Raw genomic sequence first — 14,420 nt, forward strand, 5'->3', positions numbered from 1 at the left:
AGAAAGGCTACTGCCCTGTGTCATTTAGTGTTCCAGTATCGAGAACAACCGTCATATCTGTTCGTTCATCTAAGCTAACTACACGCCAGAATATCTCGTTGCCAGGCAGACGGCTCACCCTTAAAGGACCGTTATTTTGAGGTTCATAGTCCAATAAAACTTTCATAAATTCGTGATCAGCTGCTAGTTGCAAGCGGTAGGTTATTTGTGCTCTATGAAGCCACTCGAAGACCCACGAGTCTTCTTCCTGCTTAACGGATACTCGATTCCCATGATGATGAATAACGAAAATAGCACTATTACCTTCGATACCAAAATCATCTATAGCAGCTATTCGCAAATGGTAAAACCCCGGAGAAAGTGGGGCGAGCTGTACCTGGTCGCCCTCAGATCGTTGGTCACGTATTATCGTTAAAAAGTTTGGATCACTTGCTATTTGTACTCTGTAAGTTTTCCCCTGCATAGACGACAAAATATCTATTTGTATGGCCTCATTTGGCAGCGAGGTGATATCTACGTCATCGGGTGGTGGCAATAAACGCACAACTTGGATACCACCTGTTTCATCAATACGCGCGCCCTCTCCCTTACTTATTGAGGCTTCTGCAGTACCTATTCGGTTTTGAGCAGCAACATTCCCTTCATAAACCGACGTTACTAGTGTTTCATTTGAGTAGCCTGCCCGAAAGTGAGTACCGCGCACACCGAGCACGCCCGTATTTGTTTCTATATTATATGCTCTTCTGCGCATGCGATTTGAAGGTACGTATGACTCTATCTCTCCTTGCTCTAATTGAAACGTGATCCCACTTTCACCTTCACGCTTTAACACAATGCGTGAATTAGAGGGCACCACCGCCCTAGCCCCATCACGCATTTGAACGGTTAAGGAAGATCCCGGACCGGTTTGAATGACGGAATCAACCTCAATAGTGTCTCCACTCTCTAAAAGCTTTTCACCGTTCTCTTCGACTAACCATGCATCCCCCGAGCGGTATAGAACTGACAAAGGAAAAGGGTCGAAAGCACTGAGGTCCACCATTGTATCGGGCTGAAGTTTGAAGGGATCAGCGATCGCATTCAACTGCTGTAAAGTAGGCCATTCGTCAGGAGTGCCATAATAATATTCTGAAATATCCCAAAGCGTATCACCCGGCATCACTTGATGGTGTGTATCGGATGCGTAGGACAGCCCACAAGTCACAAGAAGCACACCTCCTACTACAACGCCTAAAAAACGTTGCAATAGCGACTTAGCCTTTAGGCTACTCCAGCTGCTACTTTTATTCATAACGCCACCATCATTGATACACATAGGCACGCTCGGTAATGTATTTTTTGCCCAAATAACACTAGCTTTATTAAAAATCACTCAATTAGTGTATTAGATATCCAACCTAAAGCGGGTACATTGTCCTGTTGGAAGTAGACTTGGCTCCACCCGTCCATACTCCCCAACACATAAACGGCGGTGCCTCTTGTCAATGATGCAATACGGTCAAAATCAGTACTCGCTCCCGCGCGTATATTGACGCGGCTTCCGGCAATTTGCATTTCTTCAAGATTAGACAAACTTGCCTCGATATTTTCTTTAGCCAAATCGTTACCGCCTTGAGCAGCCATAACGAACCAAAAAACAGCCCAAGCATGGTTACGTTCAACCCCATGCCCCCTAGCATGCATTGCACCTAAATTATTTTGCGCGAATGGATCATTTTGCTTCGCAGCACGCTCATACCATTCAAACGCGCGGGTATAACTTTGCTCTACTCCACGACCTGTTTCGTAAAGGCTTCCGATATTGTTCTGAGCTGCCACATGGCCCTGTTCAGCGGCCAACTCAAACCATCTCGCAGCAAGCTCAGCACTTTCATCAACGCCCTCACCTTCCAAATACAATAAACCTAGCTGAAATTGGGCAGCAGCATTGCCTGCCTCGGCAGCCCGCTCAAACCATTGCGCGGCTGACCCTGAATCGCCATCAAGACGTTCAAGAAGATAAAGCTCAGCCAGTCTAACCTGAGCATCTGCAAGCTCATTGTCCGCCGCAAGTCGGTACCACTTGTAGGCTTCATCTAAGCTAGCACTTACCCCTTGGCCACGCTCGAACATCATTCCCAGTGCAAACTGAGAGTCCGAGTCGCCTCGTTCTGCAGCCGTACGCCACTCATGAATAGCGGAGGCGTAATGGCCACGCTGGTATTCGTCAAGCCCTGCCTCATAATCCGCACTGGCTAGCGTGCTAATCCCGACAATAATAAGGCTCAACCAGGGTAGCATCCTCATATTCAGGCCATCCTTCACAAAAGCCCGATAGACTCTCGCCTACCGGGCGTTCAACAAAATTAAGCAATCTCTCAGCTTGCGAGATTACTTCACTGGCGTTACCGACTGCGTCACTTCGGCCAATATACGGGCATAAGTATTACGGGCCGTTTGCGTAATCGCCAATTGATCTTGTAAACGCTGTAGCTCTTGATCAGTTACTCGCAGGTTCTGAAGTTGTTCTCGCCCCTGCTGACCCAGACTTTCAAGCGTGTACTCTTTACCATCTATCGTGACTGTTGGCTGCGTTGCTTGTTCGCCAACGGCAACCGCCGACGCATTTTCATTAGCAGTTAATTCTTTTTCGCTTTGATTGGCTTCATTTTTACTAGCGTCTCTGCTTTTTGCTGGGCCTGTCACGCGCTGTTTACTCATAAGGAACTACCCCCTAAATCAATGTGAATTGATACTGAATAATAAAAATAATTATTTAAATATGCAGTTAGGAATCATCTTCAACCGACTCTTCTTCAACTGCTTCAATAGCATCAGCATCTTCAGCTGGCGTACCGATGCGCTCATGGGTCAGCACACAAAGCACACCCGTGCGTGTATGTTGAATTTCAAAGTTTGTATCGCAGTAAAGAGCCATCGTGTTCAACACACGATTTTCAAGTATTAGCGGGTTTTGCAAGTCACTTTCGTTGATGGCCAAACGCGCCAGGAACATACCACCTTCAGGACACCCTAGCGCTTGTTCATCACTTGCTGCTACACATACAGAACTTTGATCCACAGACTTCTTAGCTGGTTCCTCTTGCTGCTCTGCCATCACGCCCATACTAAATACAGATAGACCAACTGCCACCGCGACCGCTGCTACGAACGTAGTGATATAGCCAAAATACTTCATTATTTAAGTCCTTAATTTCCAGTCTTTAAAAAGCAGAGATAACACTATATCCCTACCGTTAGTAGTTATCTTTAGTACTAGTTAGCTACATAAGCAACTAACGAGCCGTCTCTGTAACCGTGATTTCTACACGTCTATTCGGCCTCAAACACTCAGTCACACCTGGCGTTGCACTTCTTCCTGGGCACTCAACAACAGGGTCCGCCATACCACGCCCAACCGTCATAATGCTTGAGCGACGAACTCCCTGATTAGCCATACGGTCTCCCACTGTCTCAGCACGAGAGTTGGATAATGTTAAATTATAAGACTCGCTACCAAATCGATCTGTATAACCGATGATCATTACGCTCGGGTTTACAAAGTCACTTGTGATTGTTTGAGTCACTAGATCAACAGCACGACGCCCCTCTAATGTTAACGTGTCGCTATCAAAATCAAATAACACATCGCCTGATAGTGTTAGTTTCTCTTCACGCGGTTCAGCGGCAATTTCTTCTACTTCGATTGGCACCAGTAACGCCGGACACTGTGCATCCCGCCAACGCGTGCTCTCTAATGCCATCTCATCATCATAGTGCACTTGGTATTGGCAGGTGATGTACTCATTGCCGTTACCCGTGTACAAGTTGAACACGTAGTTCCACTCCCGCACACCAAAGAACCCTTCCGAGTAATGGGGGTTGCCGATTAGCTGGCGTACTTGATCCTTCGTCTGGCTTTCCTGAATGCGTAAAATGTTTTCAGGATCAACAAACTTGCCGCCGTCATACCAGTTACCCGCTAGTGCTGGAAAGCCATCTCCGGCGTCTCGTAACTCGGTTTGGTCGTTATTAGGTGGGCTAGCGCAGCCCGCAAGAACGAGAACGGCGGCGATACTGGCGGCCCCGAGGGCCGCCTTGGTCATCATACTGTTATTAAGATTGTTCACGTCGTTCTCCTTTACCAGTGCCAGCCAGCGCCAATACCTGCGCCAAAGTTGCTTTGCGAGTCGCCCGTTACCTTGCCTTGGATAACCCAGCGGCCATTATCGGACAGACGCGAGATACCCACCGAGACTGCCGACTCACCGCCATAGGTGCCCGCCCCCACACCAATCATGCTCTTACCAGGCATCCACGCTTGCGGCACCGTGGAAGCAGCAATCGCACTGGCAGAACCCGCGTTGGCGTTGCGTTCGACGCTGTCGATGCGGCCATGCACGTTGACGATCTCGTTTTCAAAACGACGCCCCAGCTCGTTCATCTGCCCTACGTTAACCGCATCGGTCTCATTAATACCTGGGGCAACGTTGGTGATAGTGGTGCCTTCGTCGCCTTTCAGCGTGATGGTGCTGTAGTCAACATTGCCATCTTCATCACGGTCGTAGTTCACCGCACCACGCTGAACGGCATCCAACTGGCGGACGTTAACGGCATCAGTGTCGCGCGTACCACCGGCCACATTGGTGATCTGACGTTCGTTGCCCGCGCTACCGACAGAAACGGCACCCTGTGTGGAAGCAACGGATTCGTTGGAGAAACGCTCACGCTCACCGTTCATCCCTTCACGGTCAGCAACAGAGTCCGCACCGAGGGCAACGCTGCCTTCCGCCTTGGCTTGTGCACCCGCACCGGAGGCAACACTACGATCGCCTGACGCGACACTGCTTGGCCCCATGGCGATGCTGTCAGCACCTTGTGGGTCTGCGGCAGGGCCGTCGCTATTGGCGCGGAAGTACTTGGAGCCCCCTTGTTCAATGTTGGTAATTTGGTTCTGCACATCCCATAGCTGGCTACCGTTCACAGCATCCGAGCTATTTTGCGCAATATCACCGGGGGCAACGTTAGTGATCTTCGTGCCGCCATCGCCTTCCAAGGTAATGGTGTTGTAATCAACACTGCCGTCGTCGTTGCGATCATATTGCACCGCACGGTCATCCAGGTCGGCCAAGTCGTTGTTGATATTGCTGATATCGCCTTCAACAGTGGTGACGCGGTTGTCTAGCGCCCCGACCGCTTGATTAGTGGCATACAATTGGCTGCCGTTAATCGCATCGGTACTCTCTGCCGAAATTCGGCCTGCTGCGACGTTCGTCACCGTACGTTCAGCACCAACGCTACCAACGCTAACGGTGGCTACCGGGGAAGTCCCCGCAAACTGGTAAGTTTGGCCAGCGATTTCTACCGAAGCAGTGCCAACCGCAGCGGCAGTACGGGCGCCTTCCCCTAGCGCGACGCTGCCTTGGTGTGAGGCAATCGCGTCGTATCCCATCGCCAATGCGCGGTCAGCCGAGGCAACGGCCTCGTAGCCAACAGCGGTGGAGCCTTGCCCTTGAGCGAAGGCATCGCTCACTGCTAAGCCACTGTCGTTGGTGCGCACGTAACGAATGCCACGGCCGTTATTGGTCACATATTCATTGCTAACGTCGCCAGTAACGTTAGTAACAATGCTTTCCAATTGATAAAGCTGCGAGCCATTAATCGCATCTTTACTATCTGCGGATACGTCACCATCAGTCACATTGGTGATTTTGTTATCACCCATGTCGATACCGTCACTGCTAATAGTCGGGCCACCTTCACCTACGGTAATGCTATTACCGACCTTGAGATCGTCGTTCAGCGCTAGTTCAAGCGTCTGCTCATCGGTAAGCTTGGTGATGATGTTGCTGTTACCTTCCTCATCAGCTTCGCCCACGATGTCCAGACGGTCACCCAGGCGGCGCTCAGTGTCCTCACCTTCGTTAGCACCAAACGTCAGTGGCGTATCAGCAATTTCGTTAACCGAGTTATCCACGTACTGCTTGTTAGTGACGTGGTTGCCTTCGGTGATGTCGCCATCGTACGTAACGTTACCTTCGCTGTTAACGAAGAAGTTATCACCCAGGCGGGTCTCGCCCTCAACGGTTAGGTTCTCGTTCACCGTCAGGTTGTTGGTAGTGACGCTGTCACCATCAATGAAGGTGTCGCCCACGGTGATGCTGTTGCCGATCTTAAGATCGTCGTTCAGCGCCAGTTCGAGGGTTTCTTCATCCGTGATCTTGGTGATGATGTTGCTATCACCTTCCGCATCTTCTTCACCGACGATGTCGAGGCGGTCACCTAAGCGACGATCCGTGTCGTCACCTTCGTTAGCACCAAATGTCAGCGGCGTGTCGCCCAGTTCAGTCACTGAGTTATCCACGTAGCTCTTGTTGGTGATATGCGTATCTTCGGTGATTGGGCCGTCGTAGTATGCTTCGTTATCCACGATAGAGAAGCTGTCACCCAGGTAGGTATCACCTTCAACCGTCAGGTTCTCGTTCAGGAACGTGTCGCCTTCAACGGTCAGGGTCTCATTCACCGTGACGTTATTGGTGGTGATTTGGTTACCGTCGATCAGCGTTTCGTTGATCGTCAGGCTGCCGTCTTCACCCAGGTCGATGTTCTCGGCCAGTTGGATGTTGAGCGTGTCTTCACCATCGGCTACGACACCGATGTTACCTTCGGTGAGGCCACCTTCAGCACCACCTTTAACGTTGGTCTGCTCACCCAGGCGACGTTCGAATGACTCGCCGCTGTCGCCTGCAAAGGTCAGCGGGGTATCGCCCAACTCGGTCACGCTGTTATCAACGTAGCTCTTGTTGGTGATGTGGTTGCCTTCGGTGATATCGCCGTCGTAGGTGACATTGCCTTCGTTGGTTACGAAGAAGTTGTCACCCAGGCGGGTCTCGCCCTCAACGGTTAGGTTCTCGTTCACCGTCATGTTGTTGGTAGTGACGCTGTCACCATCAATGAAGGTGTCGCCCACGGTGATGCTGTTGTCGATCTTAAGATCGTCGTTCAGCGCCAGTTCGAGGGTTTCTTCATCCGTGATCTTAGTGATGATGTTGCTATCACCTTCCGCATCTTCTTCACCGACGATGTCGAGGCGGTCACCTAAGCGACGATCCGTGTCGTCACCTTCGTTAGCACCAAATGTCAGCGGCGTGTCGCCCAGTTCAGTCACTGAGTTATCCACGTAGCTCTTGTTGGTGATGTGGTTGTTCTCGGTGATGTCGCCGTCGTAGGTGACATTGCCCTCGTTGGTCACGAAGAAGTTGTCGCCCAGCTGCGTGGTGCCTTCCACCGTCAGGTTTTCGTTGATGGTGGTGCTACCCGCTACCGTCAGGTTCTCGTTCAGGAACGTGTCGCCTTCAACGGTCAGGGTCTCATTCACCGTGACGTTATTGGTGGTGACTTGGTTACCGTCGATCAGCGTTTCGTTGATCGTCAGGCTGCCGTCTTCACCCAGGTCGATGTTCTCGGCCAGTTGGATATTGAGCGTGTCTTCACCATCGGCTACGACACCGATGTTACCTTCGGTCAGGCCATCTTCAGCACCACCTTTCACGTTGGTCTGCTCACCCAGGCGACGTTCGAATGACTCGCCACTGTCGCCTGCAAAGGTCAGCGGGGTATCGCCCAACTCGGTCACGCTGTTATCAACGTAGCTCTTGTTGGTGACGTGGTTGCCTTCAGTGATGTCACCGTCGTACGTGACATTACCTTCGTTGTTGACGAAGAAGTTATCACCCAGGCGGGTCTCGCCCTCAACGGTTAGGTTCTCGTTCACCGTCATGTTGTTGGTAGTGACGCTGTCACCATCAATGAAGGTGTCGCCCACGGTGACGCTGTTGCCGATCTTCAGATCGTCGTTCAGCGCCAGTTCGAGGGTTTCTTCATCCGTGATCTTGGTGATGATGTTGCTATCACCTTCCGCATCTTCTTCACCGACGATGTCCAGACGGTCACCCAGACGGCGATCGGTATCGTCACCTTCGTTGGCACCAAACGTTAGCGGCGTATCGCCCAGCTCGGTCACTGAGTTATCCACATACTGCTTATTGGTGATGTGGTTGTTCTCGGTGATGTCGCCGTCGTAGGTGACGTTACCTTCGTTGTTAACGAAGAAGTTGTCGCCCAGCTGTGTAGTACCTTCAACGGTCAGGTTTTCGTTGATGGTAGTGTTACCACCAATGATAGTGTCACCTGCAATATTGGTATCACCCGCAACGTTAAGGTTCTCAGTCACGTCGACATTGGTGAACTCGACATCGTCTGCCGTCGCTACGGTGATATCCTTGCCGTCACGCGTGATGGCGATGTTCTTGCCATCGAGCATCTGCACGGTGTCACCTGGCGCTACGTTGGTTGCAACGTCGCCGTTGGTCTGAACGTTCCAGCCCTTGTTCGCCACGTCGCTGACGTCAGTCAACTGATCCAGGTTCACCGCGTGGTCGCCTTCGGTACCGGCTGCCACGTTGGTGATCTGGTTGCCACCCATGTCAACGGTCGTGCCCGCCAGCAAGGTCAGGCTGTCACCAATGGTGGTGCCGCCGTTCAGGGTGGTGGGGCCGTTAACCGTGAGCGAGTCATTAACCGTGACATTGTTGACGTCCAGATCATCGCTCATGGCGATTTCCAGAGTCCGCTCATCCGTCAGCGTGGTGCTGAGGTTGGCGTTGCTGGTGACGACGTCTAGACGCTCACCCAGCTTACGATCAGTCGTAGTGCCAGCATCGTCGCCAAACGTCAGCGGCGTGTCGCCCAGCGCGGTCACGCTGTTATCTACGTACTTCTTGTTGGTGACTTGGTAGTCATTGATGATCTGGTCGGGCTCAACGTTGTAGATCGCTTCGTTATTAACGACCGAGAAGTTGTCACCCAGGAAGGTATCGCCCTTCACCGTGGTGTCGCCTTCAATGGTCGTGTTGCCAGCGATCGTCGTGTTACCACCAATCGCAGTATCACCCGCAACATTTAGGTTCTCGGTGATTTCGACGTTGGTGAACTCGACATCGTCTGCCGTCGCGACAGTGATATCCTTGCCGTCACGTGTGATGGCGATGTTCTTGCCATCGATCATCTGAACGGTGTCACCTGGCGCTACGTTGGTTGCAACGTCGCCGTTGGCCTGGACGTTCCAGCCTTTGTTCGCCACGTCGCTGACGTCAGTCAGTTGGTCAACGTTAACCGCATCAGTGCCGTTAACACCCGCTGCGACGTTGGTGATGGTGGTGTTACCTGCATCAATGCCCGTATTAGTGATGCTCGGGCCACCAGCGATGGTCAGGCCATCGTTGTTAACGGTGGTATCGCCCATGACAACACTGCCGTTCAGGCCCAGGTCAACGTTTTCAGCCAGCTTGATATTCAGAGTGTCGGTGCCGTCAGCGACCACACCAATGTTGCCATCGGTCAACGTGCCGGTGTTACCGCCTTTAACGTTGGCAGTTTCACCCAGCTTGCGATCAAACTGAGTACCGCTGTCACCCATAAACGTCAGCGGCGTGTCGCCCAGCGCGGTCACGCTGTTATCTACGTACTTCTTGTTGGTGACTTGGTAGTCATTGATGATCTGGTCGGGCTCAACGTTGTAGATCGCTTCGTTATTAACGACCGAGAAGTTGTCACCCAGGAAGGTATCGCCCTTCACTGTGGTGTCGCCCTGGATCGTGGTATTGCCGCCGATATTGGTGTCGCCCGCCACATCCAGCTGGTTAGTCACATTGACGTTAGTGAAATCAGGCGAATCCGTCATCTGCAGATTGATGGCACCCGTTAGCGGATCAGTGACCGTTTTCAGGTTTGCGCCGGTGTAGGTGCCACCTGACGTTGCTTCCCCCTGAATTGCCAGCGTCTGACCGAGGTCACGATGAACATCACCTGCGGAGTTATCGTTACCGGTGAAGTTAAGCCCTTCGGTAACCAAACCTGTGTTGACTTGGCTCAGCTGCTCCTGCGTCGCTGCCTGCCCGCCCGTATAAGTCACGTTCGGGTCAAAAGTGGTGTTGGTCAGGCCACCAACGGTACCGGTATTACCATCAATAGTGACAGGATTGGTCGAGCCAATATTGACAACATCCGCCAGTCCAAGCTGTACACCATCCACCGTGGTGGTAGAGGTAACGTTGGGATCACCTTTAACATTAATGGTGTCGCCTAACGCGTAGTTGTTAGCCGTCGCACCGTCACCAAAGTTGATACCCTTGCCAATCTCGGTAGTGTTGTTCGTGATATTGGTAGTGTTGTTCGTAACGTTTTCATTGGTCGCGAACAGCTGGCTGCCGTTAACGGCGTCAGTCGAGGTATCACTGATTTCACCATCTGCCACATTGGTGATCTTGTCACCGCCAACATCCAGGCCATCAGCCGTGCTGGTGATGACGGTATTGTTGGTGGCGTCGCCGATTGTTACCTGATTGAACTCGACGTTATCAGCGGTGGCCACCTTGATGATCTGGTCGCCATCGCGAGTAATATCGATGTTTTTTCCATCGATAAACTGGACAGTCTCGCCCGGCGCAACGTTATCAGCCGCTTCCGCATTAACCTGAACATCCCAGCCTTTATTGGCATTGGCAATATCGTCTTTGGTGTTTTGGCTCAGATCAACGGCGTAGTCGGTTACGTTATTGGCATCCGGGCCTGTTGGCGTTACGGTAACTGCCGTGGAGCCTTCGCTGACAGAAGCGCCTTCAGCGTTGACGGTATAAATGGTGCCGCCATCCAGATTTTCGGTAACCGCTACGTCAGCGACATTGGTACCAGCCTCCACCTTGGATTGAGCGGCAATTAACTGGCTGACGTTAACGGCATCATCCAGCTCAGTACCGGCTGCCACGCTGGTGATCTGGCGGCTGCCAATATCAACAGCAGCGCGCTGAGAGGTCGTACCCGAGATATTGGTCGCATCAATCGCAGTAGCGCCAAACGGCACATAGCCTGCGGCACCAGCGGCGATATTCGCCACCGAGCCATTACCTAGCGCTACACCACCGTTCGTAACCGCGCTCGAGTCCGCTCCAATAGCCACTGCTTGGCTGGCAGCAGCAGAAGCACGGGAGCCCATCGCTAACGCATCTACGCCACCCGTTACTTCCGCCTGAACCCCTATCGCCGTGCCTGCATAAGCACCACCGGCGACATTAGATTTTGCACCGATCGCTAAACTAGAGCCATCAATGTCATTGGTCGTTTGATCAGCTGTGGCCTGCACTCCCAAAGCAATACTGTGACCATAGGCAGTGGCAGAATCTCCAATCGCTATACTATGTGTATCACCTGTCCCTGGGTTAGTTCGAGCATTAGAACCTAGAGCAATCGAGTTGGCACCATCAGCAATGGCATTGACACCGATAGCAGCCGACTCATCACCGACGGCTTTCGCTTGGAAGCCAGCAGCGGTTGACCGATCCCCTCCAGCAGTAGCACTGGTACCCAAAGCACTAGAGTTTTCTCCTGTAGCGGTCGCAAACCTACCGTATGCTGATGAATCAATACCACTTGCCGTACTAAACTCACCAAAGGCTTGGCCGCCATTGCTGGCACTCGCACCTGTACCGACTGCCCAGGAGCCCGTGGCCACTGCTCCACGGCCAATAGCCCCCGTATCCACCCCAGAAGCCTGCGCACCCAAGCCAATGGCAATGGCGTTCTCGGCGGTTGCTTGAGCATTACTACCCATTGCTACAGTATTACGGACTGTTGCTTGAGCACCACTACCTGCCGCGATAGAGTGTTCACCCTCAGCTTTCGCATAGCGCCCCAGTGCTGTGGCATTCTCTGCGTAGGCTCGAGCAAAATGCCCTAGCGCTGTTGCATCCTTCCCGCGAGCTTGAGAATAGTACCCTACTGCTGTTGCGGATTCTTTCGTTGCTTCGGAAATTGAGCCTATTGAGATTGCGCGTAAAGCTTCTGCCTTAGTGTCTCGGCCCTGCGCGATAGAGTCATTACCAACCGCTTTCGAGCCACGACCCAAAACAATCGAATTATCACCATCTGCCTGGGACTGGTACCCCAAAGAAATCGCAGCAACACCATTTGCGCTATGCCGGGTTGACGTAGTGTAAGCACCATTACCATCAGGCGTGCTGTTACCAATTGCAATGGATTGGTTGCCTCGGGCTGCCGCTGCGTTACCCATGGAGATTGCTTCAGTACCAGTCGCAAAGGTAGTGCGATTACGAGCAGTGCCTATCGCTATCGAGCGATGACCGTCCGCCTGCGTACCTGCCCCTAAAGCAGTACCCACACGCCCAAAATCTTGGTCAGGAAAAGTACCTGCTACAGATCCGGCCCTCGCATCATGACCAATTGCTACGGAACCTATTGCCGAAGCACCACGCCCGACGGCCACCCCACTTTGGAAAACCTGTGAAGGCAAAGGCTCGCTGGTTAACTCAATATTGATATTACCTGCATCACTATCCCAGCCGATGGCAACAGCACCATCAGCACAGGCTTCAGAAAAAGCACCTATCGCAATGCGGGTATTTACATTCGAGCTAGGGTTGCAGTCGTCGCCACCAGCTGCTGTCCAAGCCCTTGCCTCCGGCGCTACCAGCACCATGGAGCCTGCAGCGAGAGCCACAGCGACAACGGCTGGCCGCAGCAGAGCGTGAATACTAGAAGCGGTTTCCGGTGCCGACAGATGGCCGACCACTCCCTGCCGCGTGGCCGCTTTATCGCGGCTGCGTGCTGCTTCAGATGTAACCACCAACCGACCAAGTGTACGGTTCCAGATTAGGCGAAATACGTTATTCATTTGCTGAGAACTCCACTAACCATTCAGACGAGGAGGCAATTTCGCCTCGCACAGTTTTCCCTTGGCCATCTCGGTGCGACGCTGAAGCTCAGGGGGGGGGGGCTGAACACCTAACCTGTGGCAACATCTTTCCGACTCGGCAACCGCTGAATGCCTATAAACAGCCACAACAATTTCAGCGCTGCTATCGACAAACAACCGGATCCATACTTACTGTCAGCTACTGCACTAATGCGCAGAAGCTAACAAGTTTGTTCAAGGTACATTTTCAGTGGATACATTCTCTTACTCAGATAAGCTTCATCTCAACAGTCAGCAATTATTGTTAATATTCACACAGAAAAACCAAACCACTCCAGCAAGCACATTTATTAAACCAATTTAACATTTTTTTATTTTTAACAATCAGCCTAATTTATATTATGCAAAACCCTTATAACCCATACTCCTCACCCAGGTTTACAAGAAACCATGACTATGGAAATTACATATAAAAAACAATGATATAAAAAAATAAAACCATAATTAAACGCACCATGAAACCCGCTAAAAAATAACCACCGATGCAATATCCTTTATAATTAAAACTGATATTATCTTGAGAAACACTTATTAATAGTTTATGCATTAAACTTGAACGAGCGGTCAATTAACAATTGTTCGCGAAAAATCTTCCGTGATAATTTTTTTAAATGAGTAGCAAGCCAAAATTAAAAGAAATACTTTTAAACATTTAACACCCCACTACTAAAATTGAGCGTTATTACCACGCAAAAAAAGCCCACGGTGCTTAAACTTATTAAAGTGCTAGCACCGTGGGCGTTGCCTTTGGTTATTAATTTGCTGGCTTACTCCCTGTATGTCAGGGTCATTTCTACTCTTCGATTAGGTTTCAAACACGCCTTTGCACTTGCCGTAGCCACTTGTCCTGAGCACTCAACAACTGGATCTGCATCTCCTCTACCTACCGTATTGATACTAGAGCGTGAAATGCCTTGGCTGACCAAGTAAGTACCTACTGATTCAGCCCTAGCCTGGGATAAGCGTAGGTTATATTGCGCATCACCAAAGCGGTCGGCATAGCCTGCTATCAGTATGCTAGCGGGAGAAGATGTACCATGAAACGAATCGACGACTCGTTCTAGCGCTCGCTTCCCTTCAAAGGTTAACTGGTCGCTGTCAAATCCGAACAACACATCGCCGGATAGTATTACCTTTTCCTGACGTGTCTCTGTGGCAAGCTCCTCCACCTGGATAGGCACTAACAGCGCTGGACATTGTGCATCGCGCCAGTAGGTGTCGGTTACACGCATCTCACGGTCAAATAGCAATTTATACTGGCAAGTAATGTACTCATTTCCGTTACCAGTATAAAAATTAAAGGCGTAGTCCCACTCGCGCACGCCAAAAATCCCTTCGCTAAAGTGAGGGTGACCAAGCAGTAGCCGCACCTGATCTTTGTGTTGGCCTTCGGAAATACGCAGCACGCTGTCTGGTTCGACAAAATCACCCGTTTTCAAGTAAGTGTTGTCTAGGTCGGGGAAATGGATCTCGTCTTTTCCTGCTGGAGGTGGGTTTGATGCACAGCCTGCTAGCCCGATCGCCAGGCCAATTGCTAATATCGTGGATCGATTTTTCATGGTCACGCCCTATTCCGTCATACAAGCCTATTAGTAACAGAAACTGGGGAGAG

General features: G+C 51.3%; 7 protein-coding genes. All 7 read right to left on the reverse strand.

The genetic code is table 11. The features are described 5' to 3' along the window. Window positions 1-7: 7 nt before the first annotated feature. Window positions 8-1,291 carry a FecR family protein gene (locus ACN06F_RS14535; RefSeq protein WP_433924153.1) on the reverse strand — a complete coding sequence of 428 codons (1,284 nt, stop codon included), beginning with the start codon at window positions 1,289-1,291 and terminating at the stop codon, window positions 8-10. Window positions 1,292-1,368: 77 nt separating this feature from the next. After that, window positions 1,369-2,286, reverse strand: coding sequence for an SH3 domain-containing protein (locus ACN06F_RS14540; protein ID WP_095604706.1), 918 nt, complete (start codon window positions 2,284-2,286; stop codon window positions 1,369-1,371). An 84-nt stretch (window positions 2,287-2,370) separates the two neighbouring features. Further along, on the reverse strand, window positions 2,371-2,700 hold the full coding sequence (locus ACN06F_RS14545; RefSeq protein WP_433924154.1) for a DUF6447 family protein: 330 nt from the start codon (window positions 2,698-2,700) through the stop codon (window positions 2,371-2,373). A 67-nt stretch (window positions 2,701-2,767) separates the two neighbouring features. Further along, window positions 2,768-3,178, reverse strand: coding sequence for a hypothetical protein (locus ACN06F_RS14550; RefSeq protein ID WP_433924155.1), 411 nt, complete (start codon window positions 3,176-3,178; stop codon window positions 2,768-2,770). Between the two features lie 97 nt (window positions 3,179-3,275). Beyond that, window positions 3,276-4,109, reverse strand: coding sequence for an OmpA family protein (locus ACN06F_RS14555; RefSeq protein ID WP_433924156.1), 834 nt, complete (start codon window positions 4,107-4,109; stop codon window positions 3,276-3,278). 11 nt (window positions 4,110-4,120) lie between these two features. Beyond that, on the reverse strand, window positions 4,121-12,727 hold the full coding sequence (locus tag ACN06F_RS14560; RefSeq protein WP_433924157.1) for a YadA-like family protein: 8,607 nt from the start codon (window positions 12,725-12,727) through the stop codon (window positions 4,121-4,123). Window positions 12,728-13,575: 848 nt separating this feature from the next. Further along, a complete protein-coding gene (locus ACN06F_RS14565; RefSeq protein ID WP_433924158.1) occupies window positions 13,576-14,367 on the reverse strand; it encodes an OmpA family protein in 792 nt (263 codons plus the stop codon). Between the last annotated feature and the right edge of the window lie 53 nt (window positions 14,368-14,420).

It is taken from the genome of Vreelandella sp. 21, from assembly GCF_050995515.1.
Taxonomy (GTDB): Bacteria; Pseudomonadota; Gammaproteobacteria; order Pseudomonadales; family Halomonadaceae; genus Vreelandella; species Vreelandella alkaliphila.